The sequence below is a fragment of the Dyadobacter soli genome (assembly GCF_900101885.1).
GTDB lineage: Bacteria > Bacteroidota > Bacteroidia > Cytophagales > Spirosomataceae > Dyadobacter > Dyadobacter soli.
In genome coordinates this window covers 14,614-35,949 of sequence record NZ_FNAN01000023.1, presented here as the reverse complement: position 1 = coordinate 35,949, position 21,336 = coordinate 14,614, and the positions used below count along the sequence as shown (strand labels likewise).

16 protein-coding genes are annotated in these 21,336 nt (G+C 50.8%); 8 read left to right on the top strand and 8 right to left on the bottom strand.

Annotation, left to right across the window (positions count from 1 at the left end):
- The first annotated feature begins 299 nt into the window (after nucleotides 1-299).
- The 5 genes from BLQ88_RS30555 (at nucleotide 300) to BLQ88_RS30535 (ending at nucleotide 7,660) form a co-directional block, all read left to right on the top strand.
- On the top strand, nucleotides 300-3,506 hold the full coding sequence (locus BLQ88_RS30555; protein WP_090156823.1) for a SusC/RagA family TonB-linked outer membrane protein: 3,207 nt from the start codon (nucleotides 300-302) through the stop codon (nucleotides 3,504-3,506).
- 11 nt (nucleotides 3,507-3,517) lie between these two features.
- The gene (locus BLQ88_RS30550; protein WP_090156822.1) at nucleotides 3,518-4,996 is read left to right on the top strand and encodes a SusD/RagB family nutrient-binding outer membrane lipoprotein; all 1,479 of its coding nucleotides are present in this window, start codon (nucleotides 3,518-3,520) and stop codon (nucleotides 4,994-4,996) included.
- A 48-nt stretch (nucleotides 4,997-5,044) separates the two neighbouring features.
- Nucleotides 5,045-5,653, top strand: coding sequence for an immunoglobulin-like domain-containing protein (locus BLQ88_RS30545; protein WP_090156821.1), 609 nt, complete (start codon nucleotides 5,045-5,047; stop codon nucleotides 5,651-5,653).
- Nucleotides 5,654-5,665: 12 nt separating this feature from the next.
- Nucleotides 5,666-6,148: a lipid-binding protein gene (locus BLQ88_RS30540; RefSeq protein ID WP_090156820.1), complete on the top strand. Its 483-nt coding sequence runs from the start codon at nucleotides 5,666-5,668 to the stop codon at nucleotides 6,146-6,148.
- Nucleotides 6,149-6,316: 168 nt separating this feature from the next.
- Nucleotides 6,317-7,660: an amidohydrolase gene (locus BLQ88_RS30535; protein WP_090156819.1), complete on the top strand. Its 1,344-nt coding sequence runs from the start codon at nucleotides 6,317-6,319 to the stop codon at nucleotides 7,658-7,660.
- Nucleotides 7,661-7,663: 3 nt separating this feature from the next.
- Here the strand turns inward: BLQ88_RS30535 and BLQ88_RS30530 are convergent, their stop codons facing one another.
- From BLQ88_RS30530 to BLQ88_RS30495, 8 genes are all read right to left on the bottom strand, one after another.
- Entirely contained in the window at nucleotides 7,664-8,464 is an 801-nt protein-coding gene (locus BLQ88_RS30530; protein WP_090156818.1) for an SDR family oxidoreductase, read from the bottom strand.
- A gap of 9 nt (nucleotides 8,465-8,473) precedes the next feature.
- Nucleotides 8,474-9,406, bottom strand: coding sequence for a S66 peptidase family protein (locus BLQ88_RS30525; RefSeq protein ID WP_090156817.1), 933 nt, complete (start codon nucleotides 9,404-9,406; stop codon nucleotides 8,474-8,476).
- Between the two features lie 108 nt (nucleotides 9,407-9,514).
- Nucleotides 9,515-9,724 (bottom strand): DUF2683 family protein, encoded by a 210-nt coding sequence (locus BLQ88_RS30520; RefSeq protein WP_090156816.1) that lies wholly within the window; start codon nucleotides 9,722-9,724, stop codon nucleotides 9,515-9,517.
- 54 nt (nucleotides 9,725-9,778) lie between these two features.
- Nucleotides 9,779-10,099: a DciA family protein gene (locus tag BLQ88_RS30515; RefSeq protein ID WP_090156815.1), complete on the bottom strand. Its 321-nt coding sequence runs from the start codon at nucleotides 10,097-10,099 to the stop codon at nucleotides 9,779-9,781.
- Nucleotides 10,100-10,136: 37 nt separating this feature from the next.
- The gene (locus BLQ88_RS30510; protein WP_090156814.1) at nucleotides 10,137-13,115 is read right to left on the bottom strand and encodes a serine hydrolase domain-containing protein; all 2,979 of its coding nucleotides are present in this window, start codon (nucleotides 13,113-13,115) and stop codon (nucleotides 10,137-10,139) included.
- Nucleotides 13,116-13,141: 26 nt separating this feature from the next.
- Nucleotides 13,142-13,411: a UPF0175 family protein gene (locus BLQ88_RS30505; RefSeq protein WP_090156813.1), complete on the bottom strand. Its 270-nt coding sequence runs from the start codon at nucleotides 13,409-13,411 to the stop codon at nucleotides 13,142-13,144.
- Between the two features lie 75 nt (nucleotides 13,412-13,486).
- The gene (chrA, locus tag BLQ88_RS30500; RefSeq protein ID WP_090156812.1) at nucleotides 13,487-14,629 is read right to left on the bottom strand and encodes a chromate efflux transporter; all 1,143 of its coding nucleotides are present in this window, start codon (nucleotides 14,627-14,629) and stop codon (nucleotides 13,487-13,489) included.
- A gap of 58 nt (nucleotides 14,630-14,687) precedes the next feature.
- On the bottom strand, nucleotides 14,688-15,644 hold the full coding sequence (locus tag BLQ88_RS30495; protein ID WP_090156811.1) for an isopenicillin N synthase family dioxygenase: 957 nt from the start codon (nucleotides 15,642-15,644) through the stop codon (nucleotides 14,688-14,690).
- A gap of 203 nt (nucleotides 15,645-15,847) precedes the next feature.
- Between BLQ88_RS30495 and BLQ88_RS30490 the strand changes: the two genes are divergently transcribed.
- The 3 genes from BLQ88_RS30490 to BLQ88_RS30480 all read left to right on the top strand — a co-directional run bounded on the left by BLQ88_RS30490 (nucleotide 15,848) and on the right by BLQ88_RS30480 (nucleotide 21,332).
- A complete protein-coding gene (locus tag BLQ88_RS30490) occupies nucleotides 15,848-16,435 on the top strand; it encodes an RNA polymerase sigma factor (protein WP_090156810.1) in 588 nt (195 codons plus the stop codon).
- A gap of 91 nt (nucleotides 16,436-16,526) precedes the next feature.
- Nucleotides 16,527-17,669 (top strand): FecR family protein, encoded by a 1,143-nt coding sequence (locus tag BLQ88_RS30485; RefSeq protein ID WP_090156809.1) that lies wholly within the window; start codon nucleotides 16,527-16,529, stop codon nucleotides 17,667-17,669.
- Nucleotides 17,670-17,834: 165 nt separating this feature from the next.
- A complete protein-coding gene (locus BLQ88_RS30480; protein ID WP_229212935.1) occupies nucleotides 17,835-21,332 on the top strand; it encodes a TonB-dependent receptor in 3,498 nt (1,165 codons plus the stop codon).
- Nucleotides 21,333-21,336: the final 4 nt, after the last annotated feature.

Sequence of the window (21,336 nt, the reverse complement as noted above, 5' to 3'; positions counted from 1 at the left end):
CTACACCCTCCATAACAAGCCGCTTTTAGCGAATATTTGAATTGTTTGAAAATCATCTAAGGAAAGGAGGAAGGCTTTGCAATTTTGATTGCGAATGTGCAGAAAGCATGAAGTTCTAACAAATACGTTTATGGAAGCGTTTTGCCGGTTAGTGCTAACAAACTGGCAATGAAAATCAATTTATGCCAAATTATATTCTGGACATTGATTTGCACGGCATTGTAATTGATTGAAACAACGATTAGTTTTGTCACCTTGACGCAATTAATACCTATTTAAACAAACTTTAAATCCTTTGTATGAGAAAGACTCTACTATTTCTATTCTTAGGGTGCTTATTGATTCCTGGCTGGCAGGCATTTGCCCAGGATAAACAAGTATCGGGAGTTGTAACCGCCGACGACGGAAGCGTGCTCCCCGGTGTAAACATCACCCTGAAAGGTACAACCAGAGGTATCACCACCGATATTGATGGAAAGTACACCATTTCTGCCCCCTCTTCCGGAACACTCGTGTATTCATTTGTGGGTTACCTCAGCCAGAGCATCGTGGTCGGCTCGAAATCGACGATCAATGTGACGCTCGCGGCCGATGCCCAGCAACTCGGAGAGGTGGTTGTGACCGCACTCGGTATCTCGCGCGAACGTAAGTCGCTCGGTTACAGTACCGCCACCATTTCCAATACATCCATCACAGAAGCCCGTAACACCAGCCCGCTCGATGCGCTCAACGCGCGCGTGCCCGGTCTGTCGGTTAACACCGCATCAGGAGCACCCGGAGCGTCGACCGTCCTGAACATCCGCGGTTTCAACTCTGTGACCGGTAACAACCAGCCGCTGTTCGTGATCGACGGTGTGCCGATGAACAACCGCGGTAATACCTCATCAACGAATGCACAAAATACCAACGATGACTTCAACCGTTCGATGGACTTCGGTAACCAGATGAACGATATCAACCCGAACGAAATCGAAAGCATCACTGTGTTGAAAGGTATTTCGGCATCCGCATTGTACGGTAGCCGTGCGGCCAACGGCGCGATCCTCATTACTACGAAAAGAGGTAAATCAGGCAAAACGCAGGTTGATATTTCATCGTCATTCGCACAATCACGGATTCTGCGCGTGCCCCACCTGCAAAACACATATGGCCAGGGATGGAGCGGCTTGTTCGACCGTCTCGAAAACGGTTCATGGGGCCCGAGACTCGACGGCAAGACACGCCTTTGGGGTAATGTGGTGGACAATTCACAAATGCTGAAACCTTTCTCGGCGCAGGAAGACAACCTGAAAGACTTCTTCGACAAAGGTTACGAATGGAACAACAGCATCGCCGTATCGGGTGGTACCGAAACCGCGAACTATCGTGTAGCCTATTCCAACGCGACAGCCGACGGGGTAGTACCTACCAATGCCGACTCTTACAAGCGTAACACATTGAGCCTGAATGGTGGTCTGAAGCTGGATAAGTTCTCAGTGAACTCCAACATTAACTACGTTCACAAAAACCAGAAAGCGGTAGCGACCGGCCAGGGCGACGATGCAGGTGGTGGTAAGGTATTGTGGCAGGAGATCATCCAGATCCCGCGCGACCATTCGATCGTGGATTCGAAAGCATTGCTCGATCCGAGCAGCCCGTACTACAAATTCATGACGTTGGATAATTATTTTACGCCATACGCTCAGAATCCTTACTGGACATTGTACAACCAGGGCAACAACTACGACGAAGACCGCATTTTCGGTAACATCGAATTCGGTTATCAATTGCTGAAAAGCCTGGACGTGAAATTCCGCGTCGGCGGCGACTACTCCGATGCATTCCAGAAAGACTGGGGTAACGTGGGTAAAATCGCCGATGGTACGCCAAACGCCTCTGCTAATGACGTTTTCGGAGGTGTATCACAGCTTGCGAAACAAAACCGCCAGTTCAACAGCGATCTGCTTCTTAATTTCAAACACAATTTCGGATCACGTTTCGATGTGCAGGCATTCCTGGGGCACAACCTGAACGAAAGGACTGGCCTGACTAATTTTGCGAAAGTGACAAACCTTGACCTTCCGGGGTTCTATAACCTGTCAAACAGCTCTGTAACCCCAACCACATTCGCGACATCTACTAAACGTCGCCTCGTGGGTATCTACGGTCAGGCTACATTCGGTTTCGACAACTGGTTGTACCTCACCGTGGGTGCACGTAACGACTGGACCAGTACACTGCCAAAAGGCAAAAACTCTTACTTCTATCCAAGTGCGAGCATCAGCGCCGTGTTGTCGGACGTATTCAAATTGCCGGCGGATATTCCTTTCGTGAAAGTACGTTTCGCGGCTGCATCAGCGGGTAACGACGCCGATCCATATCAGGTGTATTCAGTTTACGTGCCTGGCTCGGTTCGTGCGGGTGGATTTGGTAACATCAACTTCCCATTTGCGAATCGTAACGCTTACGAAGTTTCCAATAACCTCGGAAACCAGAACCTGAAACCTGAGATTTCGACGGAATACGAAGGAGGTCTGGAACTGGGCTTCTTCGGAAGACGCGTAGGGCTCGACCTCAGCTATTACAACAAGCTGACCAAAAACCAGATCATCAGCCTCTCACTCGAACCTGCAACCGGTGCCACCACGCAGACGGTCAACCTGGGAAGTGTGAGAAACAAAGGGGTTGAATTGGCATTGAACCTGATCCCTCTACGCACCGAAAAATTCGAATGGGGAGTTACAGTGAACTACAACAAGATATGGAACGAAGTGGAATCCCTCGGTCTGGAAGGCGGATCAGGAAACATTCTTCTGAACGACAGCTATAATGTGAAACTCCGCGCAGTGGTAGGCAAGCCCCTTGGCGCGATTTACTCGCCTGATGCGCAGCGCGATCCTAACGGAAACATTATCGTTAACGCGACAACCGGTTTGCCGCTCGTGAGCTCGGAAGAAACATACAGAGGTTCGGTTAACCCGAACTATACACTGGGTATTTCAACCTACCTCGATTATAAAGGTTTCAAATTCAGCGCGAATGGCGATTACCGCAATGGCGGGGTGTTCTACTCCTACACTGCCCGTTTGAACTACTTCAACGGAAACGCGTATATGTCGCAATACAACGACCGCGAGCCGTTTGTGGTACCGGGTTCGGTGATCAAAGTGGATGATAACAAGTACGAAGTAAACACCGTACCAGTGTCGCGCGCGGATGTGTTCACCTACTACGGTGGTGCTACTTCTGCCAACGAATACAACCACGTGTTGCCGAAAACATTCTTCAAGCTGAGAAACGTGTCGCTCACTTACTCCGTACCTAAGAAAGCGTTGGAAAAACTGCCGGTAAGAGGTGCATCTGTGGGTATTTTCGGCCGTAACCTCGTATTGTGGACGCCCAAGGGTAACCACGTAGTAGACCCCGAAGCCAACACGTTCGGAACCAGCCTGAAAAACCTCTATGGTGAATTCGCGGCCGGCCCTTCTACCGCAACGTACGGCGTTCAGTTAAATCTATCATTCTAATTAGGATTCAAATGAAAGGTATTATAAAAAATAGTGTCCTGCTGCTTGCCGCGCTTTCACTGGGCTCCTGCAACGACTGGCTGGACGTAAACGAAGATCCCAACAACCCGACGAACGTGGCGCCCGAATTCGTGCTTCCGGCTGCGCAGGCATCGGTTGCGGCTATTGTAGGGGGAGATTTTGCCATCATCGGCGGCCTGTGGTCGCAGCATTGGACCCAATCCAACTCTGCCAGCCAGTACCGGGGCATCGATTCCTACGATTTGCAGCCTTCCGACTACGATATCGCCTGGACGGAGCTCTACGCGGGTGGCCTGAACGACTTCGAAGATGTGAAGAGAAAAGCCATCGAAAGCGGCAACAATAATATGCTGCTGCAATCTGTGGCGGTTCAGACGTACGGTTTTCAAATGCTGGCCGACTGGTTCGATAAGATTCCATTGAGCGAGGCATTGCAGGTGGAAACAATCAAAGCGCCTAAATATGACGAAGGTCCGGCTGTTTATGCAGAGTTGCTGAAAAGACTCGATGATGCACTGGCACTCGATTTCAACAACGGCAAGTCGACAGCAGTGCCTTCCGACCTGGTGTTCGGAGGAACAAGCGCGGAAAATCAGATCGATCAGTGGAAACGTTTCACAAATACGCTGAAATTGAAACTGTATCTGCGTCAGACAGCCAGCCCTAATGCTACACAGGCTATCGCAGCCATCAAGGCAATGCTTGACGCCAACACGCCATTCCTGGAAGATCACGCTGCGATTACCCAGTTCGTGGATGAACCCAACCGCAGCAACCCGTTGTATGAAAACAACGTGCGCCAGCTGAACGTATCGTCCAACCTTCGTTTGAGCCGTACGTTCCTGACCTATTTGCAGGCGAATGCAGACGACGCCCGCCTTGCAGCTTACTATACACCTGGCACTGGCGGCCAGTCTGGTCTGGAACAAGGCGATTTCCTGAGCACCGTCGGCGTGAATGTGCCGAGCGTCGCTAAAATGACAGCTACCGATCCATTCTACTTTTTCAGCATCGACGAGATCTATTTTATGCTCTCGGAAGCACACCTGCGCACCGGAAACGACGCGAAAGCGAAAGAGTTCTACGACAAGGCGGTGGCAGCAGCGTACGCGAAGTTCAACATTGCATTCGACGCGAAAAAAATCGCGAAAGGTGGGGTTTATGAATATCCGTCCGCCGGCAACATGGAGGCGAAAATCAAGGCAATCATTTATCAGAAATGGGTTGCAATGTTCCGCCAGGGGCACGAATCGTTCTGGGATCAGGCACGTACCGGCTATCCTGAAAAATCCAGTGTTCCGACTACCAATAGCAAGTACGTTCCGGGACAATGGACTGTCGCTGCAAAATCCGTGCTGGATGAAGGCGCATTGCCGAAACGTGTTCAGTACACTTCCGTATCGCGGGATGGCAACGTGAACACCCCAGCGCTGGTGCCGCTTACAACCAAAGTTTGGTGGATGAAATAATCAAGGTCATTGACAACTGATATTATGAAAAAAGGACTAAAACTTATAATGATAGCCTTGACCTTGTTTGCAGCGTTTTCGTGCGAAGAGGACAAGGTGACGGAAGGCATTTCCACTATTACCAATTATCCGGTTATTACGCTGAAAGGCGAGCAATGGAACCAGGTAGCGGTTGGAGGTACTTTTACCGATGCTGGTGTTACTGCCAAAGAGGGTGACACGGAGATCGAAGTCAAAACGAATGGGACGGTCGATACGAAGACGCCTGGCGTGTATGTGATCGAATACTCGGCGGTGAACAAAGATGGTTACTCATCTGTCGAATACCGTTACGTCGGTGTGATCTCGGCTGCCGCTACCGCGAATATTTCGGGCAGCTATAAGCGAAACTTTGGTGCTTTTGGAATTTCGAAAGTGACCAAGGTCAACGGTAACCTTTATACTGCTGACAACGTCGGTGGTGTAGCTGTACCTTCGCCGGGTGAAACTGTGTACTTCTACTACTTCGATAAAGGTAAAATAGGTTGCCCGTTCCAGCGGACTCCGGGAAATGAGTTTGAATGCACCGATGCATCGATTAAGGAAGGGGTATCTTACAGCTGGGTCGTCATCAACCCGCTCTTTGGTGCAGCCCTCCGCGTATTTGAAAAACAATAATATCCGACACTTATGAAATATATAAAATATTCTCTGATAGCCCTGGTTTTTGGACTGTTGTCATGTGATCTCGGCAGCGAACCGACCATCGAAGGAACCAAGTTGAAAGCAATGTGCGGAGAGTGGTTCGTACTTATACTTAACGAAGGCGAAGACGTCGGGAACGGGTACCATTTGATCACAACTTCCAACACGGCTGCCAACAACGAAACCGACCTGATCCTGGATGATCATGAAACGTGGCCTGCCAAAATTATCACAAAGGTGAATTTGCCGGCAATGACTTTCGACGCTGCCCAGAATCTTCCCAATGCGTATGCTGATACCATTCAGGTTTCGGTGATTGAGGGCAAGATACTTAAAGGCGCGGCTACTACGACCGGCGGCAATAAAACAGACTCGATTTACGTGAAGTTTGAGTTCTCGGACGCTCCGGGAACGCAATTCGAGTATGCCGGATACCGCCGCACAGGTTTCAGCGAAGACGAGCATTGATCGTTCTCATTTACAAGTACAAGGCCTTATCCGTTACGGGTAAGGCTTTTTTTGTGCTGTTGCAAATGGCTTGGAATACCGTTTGGCAAGTGGTAAACTGGGAATTCTGTTTTGGAACGGAACAATATCTTTCCGATCTTGAAAGACCTGACCTTTTAACAATTCAATATGACAACTCCTTTTACAGGCAAGATTACAAACAAATTTCTGCAATGGTCTGCGGCGGCGGCGATTGCAATGCTGAGCACTCAACCGGTATTTGCACAATCACCATTGGCCAAATCGATTGATCAGAAGGCACCAGCGCTCGAAAAGAAACTGGTAGAATGGCGCCGCCATTTTCACGAAAATCCCGAACTAGGTAACCGGGAATTCAAAACGGCCGAAAAGGTGGCGAACCATTTGAAACAGCTGGGTATCGAGGTGAAAACAGGCGTCGCACATACCGGCGTCGTAGGTATTCTGAAAGGTGGTAAACCAGGCCCGGTGGTGGCTTTGCGTGCGGATATGGACGGATTGCCAGTTACCGAACGGGTAGATATTCCATTCAAATCGAAGGTTACGACGGAATATAAGGGACAATCTACGGGCGTCATGCACGCATGCGGGCACGATACGCACGTGGCTATACTCATGGGCGTGGCAGAAGTGCTGGCGTCGATGAAAAATGAGCTTCCAGGGACCATTAAATTCATATTCCAGCCAGCGGAAGAAGGCGCCCCGGAAGGCGAGGAGGGAGGGGCCGAACTGATGGTAAAAGAAGGCGTGCTCGAAAATCCGAAGGTGGACGCGATATTCGGCCTGCATATCGATTCGCAGATCGAAGTGGGCAAGATTTCCTACCGACCCGGCGCGACGATGGCCGCAGTAGATTTTTTCAGTATCGACGTAAAGGGAAAACAAACGCACGGCGCCTATCCATGGTCGGGGGTAGACCCTATCGTGACTTCTTCGCAGATTGTAACCGCTTTGCAAACGATCGTGAGCCGTAACCTCGACCTCACACATGCACCCGCGGTCGTGACCATAGGCGCGATACATGGCGGCGTGCGGCAGAATATCATCCCGGAATCGGTCAAAATGATCGGGACCATCCGGACGTTCGACGAAACGATGCATTCGTACGTGCACAAGCGCCTGAATGACATTTCATACAACATCGCCGAAAGTGCGGGGGCCACCGCAACGGTCGATATCGACGTCATGTACCCGGTCACCCACAACGATGAAGCGCTGACTGCCAAAATGATCGGTACCCTGGAAAATGTGGCGGGGAAAGAAAATGTGAATGTAATTCCTGTCAAAACAGGTGCCGAGGATTTTGCCTTTTATCAACAAAAAGTACCTGGCTTCTTCTTCTTTTTAGGAGGTATGCCAAAAGGAAAAAGCGTGGCAGAAGCCGCACCGCACCACACCCCCGATTTTTACGTAGATGAAGGCAGCCTTGTGCTGGGCGTCCGCTCCATTGCGCGCTTGGCTACCGATTATCTCGAAAAAGCGAAAGCGAAATAGCGGCTACTCCGGAATGTTCTTCCTGACCTGGTCAAACAGCAGGCTCGGGAAGAACCTTTTGAGATAAATAGCGGCCACTTCTTTGAAACCGCCAATGTAGATTTCCTTTTTATCCTTCCTTACCGCGTCGAGTATTTGCGCTGCGCAAACATCGGCTGGAATGCCTTTGGCCTGGTTAGTATCCATTTTACCGAACTTATCGCCCGATGCATTCAATGCATTCAAAGAAATATTGGTGCGGATGTAGCCCGGACAGATGGTTGTGACTTTGATATTATGTTGATAACCTTCGGCCCGCAATGAATCGTAAAATCCCTGCAATGCATGTTTAGCCGCATTGTAACCCGAACGCATAATTGTCCCGATCTTCCCCGCAACGCTGCTCATTACGATGAAATGCCCCGACTGTTGGGCCATCATATGCGGTAAAACGGCTTTGGTAAGCGCCACGGTGCTGAAAAAGTTGACATTCATCAGGCTCTGGTAAACTTCCAGATCCGTGTCGTCGATGTACGAGCGCTGGCTGACGCCCGCATTATGCACCATGATGTCGATCCGCCCGAAATGCGCAATCACCTGCTCGGCAGCCGGCTTGGCCAGCTCGAATTGGGTGACGTCCAGTGGCAGTACCAACACGTCCGGGTCGGGCAACGCAGTTTGCTGCTTCACCCTTTCCAACTCCTCGCGGCGGCGGGCGGTAAGCACCAGTTTCGCCCCTTCTTTGGCAAAAGCCATCGTCAATGCCTCGCCGATACCCGACGACGCCCCTGTAATCCAGACTACCTTGTCCTTGAAATTTGTCATATCTCTAAACTATACAGCCGCGGAATGGGATAGAAAACGGAGTTGCGCACCATGCTCCGACACATTCAGCACGGCCTCCATGCCGACGCCCATTGCCCGGTTGTCGCCGACGTGGCCCACCGGGAAATCGAAGCATACCGGGTAATCGTACTCCGCTATATGCTCGGAGATAATTTCGTACGAATTCTTCCCGAATGTGGGGCTGTTATTGTCTTTCATATCCGTAAACTGCCCCACAACCAGCCCCGCGAGCTTATCCAGCTTGCCCGATCGTTTCATTTGAATCATCATCCGGTCGAGATTGTACAGATATTCATTGATATCCTCGATAAAGAGGATTTTTTCATCCGTATTCGTCTCCGTTTCCGACCCGATCATATGTGCGAGCAAACAAAGGTTTCCACCTACGACCTGCGCTTCCGCCTCGCCGGTTCGGTTCAATGCATGCACGGGCACATCGTAAAAAGGCATTTCGCCGAAAAGCATCTGCCGAAGTGATTCTGCTGCGATTTCCGCACCCGCGCAAGTGATGGTCTTGACCATAGGCGCATGAATGCTTGCGTAGCCGAGTTGGAAAGTTCGGGCTAGAAAAGCAGTCAAGTCGCTAAAACCGACGATCCATTTCGGGTGTTGAAGGAATTTGTCAAAATTGAGGCGATCCACGATCCGGGAACAGCCATAACCCCCCCGGGCCGCAATAATGGCTTTAATGGAAGGATCATCGAGCATTTGCTGCACGTCCGCCAGCCGGTCATCATCCGACGCCGAAAACTGGTTAAATGAAGTCTTCAAAGTTTCCCCCTCGACCACTTCCAGGCCCCATTGCTCCGTAAAAAGCCGTATGCCCGGAACAACATCATCATACTTCACAATACTGGCCGGAGCCAAAACCCCGACACGATCACCGGGTTTTAGAAATGCAGGAAATTGGATTGGATTCATTCAGATTCGTAAGCAATGCACCCTTTGTTTTATGGGCAGCAAGATAGGGACTAGTAGTGGCCTTTCAGAGAAAGAATATAGACGGTATGACCGCCCGTTCGCAAAATGCTATTTAGAATTTACCAGGTCCCATAGATCACTACCGGGCTCGTATTTTATGGTTTTGCCTTGCCGTACTTGTTGCATACTTATCTCTATTTTGGCAACAAACTCAGGATCATAGGATGACTCTTCATATGCCACTTTAAATCCCCGTAAAAGTGCCTTTACAGCCTCTATCACTTCCTCTTTTTCGGTTTTTATCGTCAGCGTAGTCATATCCTTCAATGATTATTGCGGATTCAAGTTACAAATTTTTCCTGTTGGAAGAAATCAGACAAAAATCACATCCTGCACCAGCGTACTGCCCATTTCCCGGTTGATTAGCTCGATGATCTTGCTTTTGGCGCGGAAAAGTTCGTTGCGGAGCGGTGCGGATTCGATTTGGAGGAACAGGGTGCCGTCTTTGATGTACACCTTCTGGGTGCGGCTCGCGATGGCCGAACCCATGATCTTGTCCCAATGCGCGACCACGTAGGATTGGTCGAAACGGTTACGCAACTTGTACCTGTCGAGCATCTGATCGATAGCCTCCTTCAACGGCGTGACGCCGGGTCGTCGGGACGCTTTTTCCTTGTCAAACCGATAGTACATTGTGATAACCTTGTTCGTGAGTATTGCAAAGGTAACATTACTTTTTTAAAAGCTGCTCGTAAACCACATCCATGATCGAGGTACGGATGTTCATCGACGAGATCTTATTGTTGTCCCGTGTAGGATACACCCGGTTCGACAAAAAGACATAATTCAGCCCCCATGCCGGATCGGCCCAGGTCATAATACCCGTGTAACCCGTATGCCCGAAGCTCGACGGGCTCGCATACCGCGGTGCATTGCCGGTGTATTTGAATGTAGGTTTGTCAAATCCGATCCCGCGGCGGCTGCCTTCCTCCGGATACTGGTAGCGCGTAAACTCGATCAGAGCATCCTTGCTCAATAGCTGCTGACCGCCGTAATAGCCATCCTGCAAATACATTTGCCACACTTTCATCACGTCGTTGGAAGTACCGAAAAGCCCCGCGTGGCCGCTCAATCCGCCTAACATTGCCGCGGCTTCGTCGTGTACCTGGCCGTGAAGTTGCGTCATGCGGAAGAACGTGTCGCGTTCGGTAGGCACGATGTCGTCCAGTTTGTAAAAGCGTTTAGGATTGAAAGTGAGGGTATTCGCGCCGAGTTTGTGGTAATAGTGGTTTTTAACATAATCCTCAAAATTCTCCCCGCTCAACCGTTTTACAATCTGAGGATAAAGGATAAACGAAAGGTCGCTGTAAACGTAGCCTTCCTTCTCATTTAAAGGAGAATCGCGGATCGATTTGAAGATGGTTTTGTCGTAATTTTTGAAGATAAACAGACTATCGCCCACGACCGAAGTCGGGAAGCGTTTAGATTGCTTCGTGCTGAATGTCTTCTTCTTCCAACTGCCATCCGCTTTCTGAGCCTCTTTCCAAAGCACGATAAATGCTTTCAGGCGGGCACTATGCGTGAGCACGCGGCGCCAATGCAGATCCGCTTTGTTGGAACCTTCGAAATCGGGCAGGTAATCCTTCATGGTCGCGTCGAGATCGAATTTTTTGGCGTCCCAGAGGCTCATCAATGCGAGGGTAGAAGCCGTGATTTTGGTAACCGAGGCCAAATCGTACAAATCCGTCACTTTTACGGGATGATTACCTTCGTATGTATGCTTCCCATATGCTTTGCGGAAAAACACCTTGCCGTCCTTGGCGAGTTGCACCACGCAGCCAGGTGTCGCCTTTTGCGTTACGGCAGCATTGGCAATGGAGTCTATTTTAAATGTAATCACCTTCGAGTCCAGCCCGAGTTCTTCGGGAATGGTGTATTTCAATCGGCCCAGCGCCGGCGTTTCGATGCCTGCATTGTATGGATATTGTGCATTCACCGTCACCGGCAGCTTGCCTGCCGCAGGAATGGCGCCGAAAATGAGCTGGGCCGACAGATCTTGCGTGTAAGAAGTCAACTGGTAAGCCATAACGAGCGCCTTCGCGTCGTCAGTTTTGGGTATTTTGTTCAATGCATACGGATTCCCAAAAACCGAAACCACTGCCTTTTTGGTAGCGATTAATTCCTGCAACACCGCGCTCATCGGCTCGGTAAGGCCGTAGCTGGTGCGCGGGGATATGCTACCCAGATGCACGCCTACCAGCAGCAGGTTATACGCATTCAACTTCGAACGTACCGCCTCGATCTGCTCGGCTGTCGCCTTGGCGGGAATTTGAAAATGGTCTACGGTAGTGTAAAGCCCGAGCGTATTCTGGAAGGTAGTAATAGTATCGGCTCCGACGGAAATGGAGGCAATTTTCAAGGTGTCCAGCTCGCGCAGCGGCAGAATGCTGTTGTCGTTTTTGAGTATTGTAAGGGCTTTTTCGGTTAGCAGACGGTTAGTAAGTTCCGCTGCTTTGGGGTTCAGGTCTTCGTATAAATTGTTGAGGTCAACCGGCTTGTAATGGTTAAGCCCCGCCCATGCCTTGGCTTCCAGTACTTTGCGGCAACGGGCATCGATCTCCGCCTGTGTGATTTTTCCCTCCGCAATGCTCTTTTTGATCTCCGCAATGGATTTGTTCACATCTTCGGTAAATTCCAGCAGGTCCATACCCGCTTCGAGGCCCATTGCGTCGGCTTTGCCATCCGGGAAGTATTTGGTGACGCCCTTCATATTCATGGCGTCGGAGTAAATCAAACCTTCAAATCCAAGTTGGTCGCGCAGCAGTCTGCTTACAATCGGTTTGGAAAGGGTGGAGGGCAGATTAGGCGTTTTATCCAGCGCCGGAATGCTCAAATGGGCGATCATCATGCCGCTCAGGCCGTTGTCGATCAGCGCACGGAACGGGTAAAGTTCCAGCGAATCAATGCGTTGTACGGAATGCGAAATCAACGGCAGATCGTAATGTGAATCGACGCCGGTATCGCCGTGGCCGGGGAAGTGTTTTGCGCTGGTTAACAGTCCGTTGTCCTGCATTCCACGCATGTACGCAACCGCCTTTTCAGCTACTTTATATTTATTTTCTCCAAACGACCGGAAGCTGATCACCGGGTTATTGGGATTGTTATTCACGTCAGCTACCGGCGCGAAATTGATATGCATTCCCAGCCTTCTCGCTTGCTTCGCGAGTTGTGCGCCCATTTCATAAATCAGTTCATTATTACCTTGAATGGCGCCCAGCGTCATTTGATAGGGATACCGCACGGTACTATCGATCCGCATCGCCAGCCCGAATTCCGCATCCATCGCCACCAGCAACGGCACTTTCGAAATCGATTGGTAATGATTCGTCAGCCGCGCCTGTGGCACCGGTCCGCCCTGGAAAAACACGATACCGCCGACCTTGTTTTCGCGGATCAGTTTCTCTACCACCGTCGGGTTACTGGTTTTAGGGTCAATCAAAGCCCGTTTGGTATCCGAAACCGCTGCGACCATAATGAGCTGCGCAATGCGTTCATCGGGCGTCAGCGTCGCAAAAACAGAATCGACCCATTGCCGGGACGCATTGGTGTTATTTTTATTCAAAAAGCCCGGTGAAGTGCTGATTTGGGCTTTTGTGGTAAATGCTGAGAGAAAAAGAAGTGTAAATAGGGTTAGGTGGTGTCTGGTCATTGGGGTTGGGAATGCTTATGCTGGTATTATTCGTTTACTGATTTTTGGACTTGACTATCAGACAGTTTTTTTAACGTTTCAAGATCGGCATGTAGATCCTCCACATCATAATGCCACGCGATTTTACGTTTCCCGAGTTCCTTCTGGAAGCGAATGCTGCCCAGCCCGGTCATTGTACCGCCCTGGCCGACCGTGATCTTCCCGTCTTCGTACAGCCGCACAGCCAACTCGATCCTCAACTCCTGCTCAGTGAGTCCGGTACTTTTGATTACGTTATCATTGAGTTCCAAAAGCATATTTCTTCGCGTTAAGTTTTGCAATGAAGTCTAAGTAAAGATACACAACGTTTCCCGTTCTCCCAGCGAAATAGGTTAGAACACCAGCCCCAGCAACAGCCCCGCCAGTATGATCACATAAGACGGCACCTTGCCGAATGCAACGACAAGCAGCGTAACAATCACAGTCACAACGGGCTGAATGTTGGTCATCATCGGTTGAAAGAGCGAGATGGCGGCAGCGATGGTGAGGCCGCAACTGGCGGCGTGAATGCCTTCAAGCGAGGCCCGGATACCGCGGTAACGTTTCAGCTGGTCCCAGAAAGGGTAGGCGAAAAAGATGAAGAACGTGCCGGGGAGGAAGATACCTGCCGTTGCTACAAACCCGCCGACAATCTGGCCAAACCAGCCGTTGGATTGCAGCGAAACGCTCCCGACAAAAGTGGCGATGGAGAACACCGGCCCGGGTACGACCTGCGTAAGCGCCATACCCGCGAGGAACTCCTGCTCGGAAAGATAATGCTTGAAGGTTACGAACTCGTTGTAAAGAATGGGGATCAGCACCTGCCCGCCGCCGAAAACGAGGCTGCCGTTCCGGTAGAAGTTCTCGAAAAGCCTCACAGGTAATGAATTTGTGATTTTACCGATAATGGCGGCGGCGATCAAGACGGAGATCCAGAAGATAATGGGCCGCCATTTAATGCGGATTTCTGCCTTCTCCATTTTCTCGTGCTTCTTGAAATTGAGCGACGAAGCCACGCCCCCGCACACGATGAGCACAGGCGTCATGTAAGGCGACGGGTACATGTATGCGAGAATGGTCGAAATGACGAGGAATGTCCACCCCTGGGTGTTGTGAATGACTTTCCGGGCAATGGACGAAGCGCCGTACATCAAAAATGCAACAGCCATAGGCCCGACAAACCGCGTGAAATCGAGCGAAATAGCATTGCGCTCGAGGTAATGGATACCGATGGCGGCAAGCGTCATCAGGATCATCGCAGGCAGCGACCACACCAGCAATGTAAGGTAGGCGAGCGGTTGCCCGCCTATTTTGAGACCTATCGCTGTAACGGTTTGCGTGGAACTTGGTCCGGGCAATATTGAGCAAAGTGCCTGCAATTCAAGTAGTTCCTCCTCGGTAACGTAGCGCCGCTTGTGCACGAGCCGTTCGATCATCATCATCAGGTGTACCTGCGGGCCTCCGAATGCCGTGAGTGACAGCAACAGGATGTCCATCAGGTAAATGATGTAACGAAATCGACGGATAGGTGGGTAAGACAAACTGAGGGTACTTTTATTTTTTCAAACCGAGCTCCCGCAAACGTTCATCGAGAAATTCACCGGCAGTCATATTGACGTATAGCTTTGGATTTTCGGGTGTGACGCAGCTTTCGAGGCTGGTCAGGTCCATATCGGCGCGGGGGTGCATAAAAAACGGAATGGAATAGCGCGACGTCCCCATTTTCTCGCGCGGCGGATTCACCACGCGGTGAATGGTCGATTTGAGCTTGTGGTTGGTCAGCCTGTCGAGCATATCGCCCACATTCACGACGATCTGGTCGGGCAATGCGGTAATGGCGATCCATTCGCCGTCGCGGCGGAGCACTTCCAGGCCTTCCGCGCTGGCGCCCATGAGCAGTGTGATGAGGTTGATATCTCCGTGTGCCGCCGCCCGCACGGCGCCTTCCGGTACCAGTTCAGGGTTTGGAATAGGAAAATAATGCAACGCACGGAGCAGACTGTCGCCGTTTCTGACCTTATCTTCAAAATAATCCTCTGGAAGATCCAGGTAAATGGCAATCGCCCGCAACAGTGTTTTGCCAGCGTTTTCGAAAGTATGGTAAACTTCGAGGGTGTGTTTTTTGAAATCTGGAAACTCCTCGGGGAAGATATTCGAAGGCATTTGTCCGACAGGCGCGGGCTGGCCTACGTGGTAAAATTCCTTCAAATCGGCCACTTTGAAACCTTTTGCAGTTTCTTTGCCTTTGCCGATATAACCGCGCTGGCCGAACAATTCAGGGAACTCGTACTTTTTCTTGACGTCGTCCGGCTGCGAAAAGAATTCCTGTACGGATTCGTAAAGCGCATTGCGCAGGTCATCGCTTAACCCGTGGTTTTTAATAGCTACAAACCCTATATTAGTGAATGCTGCGCCGAGGTCTTTCACAAACTGCTGCTTTCGCCGGGCGTCTCCCGATGTGAAATCGGCCAAATCGAGCGACGGGACTTCATTCAATAGTGCTGGTTCCATGTTGATTGCTTTTTTGATGCAAAGTAAAAAGTATCCGGTCACTTGGCAAGCGTAGCGGCGGCCCGAAATATGCCGGTATAAAAATAGGTAGAAGAAACAGGAGATATTTAATAACTTTAATAGATACTTATTACATTTAATGCCCCATTTTGGAAAAACGTTTGGTGTAACGTTATGGGCAAATATGCATTGAACTCTGCGTTATGACACATTCCGATCCGGATCATGATACCTGGCTACGCTTCATTTCCGGCGATCCCGATGCGTTTAGCGACCTTTACGACCAGTACGCCGACGTGCTGTACGCATTCGGCATGCGGTACAGCTCCGACCGCGACCTGGTGAAGGATTGCATTCATGACCTGTTTATCGATTTGCATGGCTACCGGAAAAACCTGGCCCGTGACGCCAATGCGAAGTTCTATCTCCTCAAATCATTGCGCCGGAAGCTGCATCTGGCGCACCGCAAATCTTCGATGCTGCGTTTCGACCGCTGGGATACCGAGGATTCGCTGGCGATCAATGCATTCACATTCAGCATCGAGCAGGAGCTCATTATGGACGAAAAGGAGCGGGAAATCCTGCAACATCTGGCCGCGGAAATTAACCTCCTTCCCGACCGCCAGCGCGAGATCCTCTATCTGCGATTCCACCAGGACCTCGACTACGACGAGATTGCCGCGATTATGCAGATTTCCGTCCCTACCTGCCGCACCTTCGTGTACCGTGCCCTGAAAGAGCTTCGTGGTAAGCTGGAATTCGGTGCTATCTTCCTGATAATGTGCTGTTAAGAAAATATTTTCTCTTTTTTGTTAAAATAAATCCTTTTAGAAGTCTATATCTGCCGCAGGTTGCGCTCTTGTAGTTTAAACAAGCGCTTCCATGAAAAGAAAAAGCAACAAACAGGAGCCGATACCGGACCCGGAACATCTGACCGAACAGGAAAGAGTTGCGGGCGAGCGGTCCAGGCTGCTGTTTAAAACCCTCCGTAACGAAACCTTTTCTGCCACTGAAAAGGATGCCCTGTGGAACCAGGTTGGCGAAACCATTTCACAGAAAAAACAAAGATCATTCAACACATTCTGGATCGCTGCGGCGGCTTCGGTGACGTTGCTGTTGCTGGCGGGCGTCGGGTACCTGGTTTTTTACGAGGATTCGGCCAGGGTAATGCAGGACGTAGCTTCCAAAGCGAGGGACATTCCGGAAGAAACCCGGCTGATTCTCGCCGACAAGCGTTCGATAAACCTGCGGAAAGAGAATTCGAGCGTCGTGTACCAGCAGAACGGGGCGCTCATTCAGGTTGACTCTTCATCGACAATAGGCCAGCAGGTGGCCGGAGATCAGCAGTTTAATACATTGATCGTGCCCTATGGCAAGCGGTCGGTGCTGACGCTTTCCGACGGGACGCGTATCTGGCTGAACTCCGGCTCCAAGCTGGTATATCCGACGCATTTCGATAAAGGCCAGCGCGAGGTGTACCTCGAAGGCCAGGCGTATTTCGCGGTAACCCATGCCGAAAACGCACCGTTTTACGTGCATACCAAAGATATGGAGGTGAAAGTGCTCGGAACGGAGTTTGACGTAAGTGCCTATGATGATGATGCTTACACGGCGACGGTGCTCACGAAGGGCAGCGTGGAGCTCACCACGCAGCGGCAGACATTGTTCGGATCAAAGAAAACGAAGATCACACCGGGCACACGGGCCATTTTCGACCAGCAGCAGGCGGTATTGCAAACACAGCAGGTGGATGTGCAGGAATATGTTTCCTGGAAAGACGGCTCCCTGGTGCTGAATGTGGCGCCGCTGGGTGAAATCCTGCGAAAAGTGATGCGGTATTACAGAGTAGATATTGAACTAAAACAACCGGAACTCGCTGGTGTCAAATTTCGGGGATCGCTTATCCTGCAAGATGATGTCCGCGATGTATTGAAAGGGCTCGCGCTGACAACCGGGCTCAATTACAAACAACAACCTAACAACGAAAGGAGGTACGTATTGGAAGAAAGCACTATCAAACAATAAAAAACGGGAAACGCGGCAACGTTTCCCGATCCTTCACACTTGCCGGCAAGCAAGTGATCCTTAAACCATTGTATTAACAAAAGTCAAATCAAATTTATGAAAAAATTTGACCAGAAAGGGTATTGCCCTTTGGGAAAATTGCACCCATCAAAAATGCTGAGAATCATGAAACTGACAGTCGTACTGTTATGGGTCGGGATGATGAGCGTGCATGCAACGGGGTATTCTCAGAAAAGCAGGATGGATGTCAAAATCCGGAACGGAAATCTGGGCACGCTGTTCAGGCAAATTCAGGAACAAACCAGTTACCGCATATTTTACAGGGATGATCTTTTTTCGGGTAAACAGGAGGTCAATGTCAACCTGGACCTGAAAAACGAAACCGTGCCGGCTATCCTGAATGCCGCGCTGAAAGGAACAGACCTGACGTATAAGGTAATAGGTAAGCAAATCGCGATCTACAAAAAGGAGGAGAAAGACGGGGCCGGCCCCGTACGAAAGGTTGAACTGCCGGTTGTGCCCGAGACGATTATCCGTGAGATCACGGGGACCATTGCCGATGCGAAAGGTAATCCGTTACCCGGTGCGACGGTGATCGTAAAAGGCACCGATAAGGGGACTTCGGCCGACGCTTCGGGAAAGTTTACCGTGGAAGCCGAGGCGGGAGATGTGCTGGTGGTGTCTTTTATCGGGTATCTCAAAAAAGAACAGACGGTAGGCACTCAGACGACGCTCAGCATTCAGCTGGAAGAAGATTTGAATGGGTTGGAAGAAATCGTGATCATTGGGTATGGCTCGCAGCGCAAGGCCACTATTACCGGCTCTATTGCAACCATTACTACGGAAGATTTGAAGCAAAGCCCGACGGCCAGCATCACCAATGCATTGGCGGGAAGGTTACCGGGTTTGTTTGCGAACCAGTTCAGCGGCGGCGAGCCGGGTGTGGACCGGAGCGACATTTTCATTCGCGGTACGGCTACTTACGGAAACAAGGCGCCGATCGTGATCATCGACGGCCTCGAACGGAGTATGGATTACCTCGCGCCTTCGGAAATTGAAACGTTTACGATTTTGAAAGACGCCTCGGCCACAGCGCCTTATGGTGTGCGTGGTGCCAATGGCGTAATCCTGATCACCACGCGGCGCGGAAAAGTGCAGGATAAGGCGACGGTGAATTTCAAAGCATCGGTAGGGGTGAATAATCCAGTGAAATTCCCGACTTACCTCGGTTCGGCGGACTATGCGATGCTTTACAATGAAGCGAGAAGAAACGATAATCCGGACGCGGACCCGACGACGTTGAACCTCTTCTCCGAGCAGGCCATTGCCGATTTCCGCAAGGCGAAAGGCGATAACTCCGACGGGCTGGGCTATAATTGGAATTATTTCGATTATGCATTCAAGCCAGGTGTGCAGCATGATTACAGTTTATCTATTAGCGGTGGGTCGTTGAGGGCCAGGTATTTCGTCCTGGCCAACTACTTCCAGCAGGATGGTAACTACCGTCATACGGATCTGACGGCGAATAATACCCAGGCGGTTTTCAAGCGTTACAACTTCCGTTCGAACATCGATATCGACATTACGGACAATTTTTACGCCAAACTCGACCTCGGAGCCCGCATTACAGATCGCAATGCACCCGGTACCTCAGCCGCCCGGATCGTGGAGCTCGCGAATACGCAGCCGTCTTATCTGCCAATCGTAGTGGAGTCGAACGACGACCCTGCGAATAAGGTTTTCCAGGCCAATAACCCGCTCGGAATGCTGTACGGCGACCAGATTTACCGTTTCAACATTCTCGGAGAACTCAGCCGCACCGGTTTTTTGAATGAGAAAAATACCTATCTCAATGGGTCATTCTCGCTGGGCCACAAGCTGAACTTCATTACCAAAGGCCTGGCCATTGAAGGAATGTTTTCTTACGACGCCAACGACGGCGGCTGGATCGACCGGAAGGTGGGTACCTATTCGGAAGGCTACCGCGAGTATCCGGGCTATGCCACGTTCGTACCGACTGCCGGAAGCGACATTTACCGCACGCCCGGGCATTATGCGGGTGCGTACAAGTCGGGGAACAAGTACAATATCGACCAGACGATCGGGAACGGGTATAACAACAATAACAATGAAAGCCGCGCCTATTTCCAGGCCAAGCTCGACTACATGCGGAATTTCGGATTGCATGACGTGACGGGGATGGTACTTTTCAACCGGTCGAAGCGGGTTATCAACAACCAGGTGCCGTTCAGCTACCAGGGTGTTACGGCGCGGGCCACCTATGGCTACGACGACCGCTACTTGCTGGAAGTGAATGCGGCTTATAATGGCTCCGAGAATTTCGCGAAAGGGAAACGTTACGGTTTCTTCCCGTCGGTAGCGGCGGGCTGGGTGCTCACGAAGGAGCGTTTCATGACCGATACCCAGAACTGGCTCAATAACCTGAAAATCCGCGGCTCGTTCGGTTTGGTGGGAAGCGACAAAATCCCCGATGATAAGCGCTTTATTTACTTGCAATATTTCGGAGGACGCGACGGCGATTACAATTTCGGTACCGACAATTTTGGTTCCGGCGCGGGCGGTTTCTTGTCGGAAGGCGACCTGGCTAACCCAAACCTGACCTGGGAAAAGGCGCGTAAAACCAATATCGGTATCGACGCGACATTCCTGAAACACCTTACGCTGACGTTGGACCTTTTCCGGGAGCATCGCTACGACATTATCACCAACATGGGCGGTGGTAACAAGCTCGGTTTCCCCGACATCGTGGGTAAGGACGCGCCGTTCCTCAACTCGGGTATCGTGAACAACAAAGGTTTCGATTTCGAGCTCGGCTGGACGGGCAGCATTGGTAAAAACTTTACCTATTTCGTTCGCCCGAATATGACTTTTGCCCGCAACAAGATCATTTTCATGAACGAGATTCCGTACGCTTCACCTGGCCGGGCCAACACCGGCAAGCGCATCGACGAGCATTTCGACTACATTTTCGATCGTTTCGTGGCGAACCAGGAAGAGGCTAATCAGCTGAATGCGATGAACAACGGCAGCGGGTTCCAGTCGTTCGGTACGCTGCGCCCGGGAGATGTGATTTACAAGGATTTGAATAGCGATGGCAAAATTGACGACCTGGGCGACCGCACGGCTGTTGGTAACCCGCGTAACCCGGAGCTGATGTTCGGTTTGCCGGTAGGAGGCCGCTTCAAGAACTTCGATTTCAGCGCATTGTTCCAGGGGGCGTCGCGGGCGTCGGTGCAGCTTTCCGGCGCGGCGGTGTATGATTTCCCGCTGTTCAGCCAGGATAAATATGGTAAAGTGAAACCCATGCACCTGAAACGCTGGACGCCGGAAACCGCGGCGACCGCTACTTATCCGGCATTGCATTTCGGCGATCACAGCAACAACAAGAATGGCAATAGCAGCTTGTTTTTATACAATTCGAAATACATCCGTCTGAAAACGATAGAGGTAGGGTACAGTCTGCCTAAAACGGCGATCAAAAAGATCGGCATCGACAACTTCCGCATTTACGTGCAAGGCATGAACCTGCTCACGTGGGACGGGCTGAAAGATGTGGATATGGACCCCGAAACCCGCGAGGGCTCCGGCGACTGGTACCCGATCCAGAAGGTGGTGAATTTTGGCGTCGACATTTCATTCTGATTTA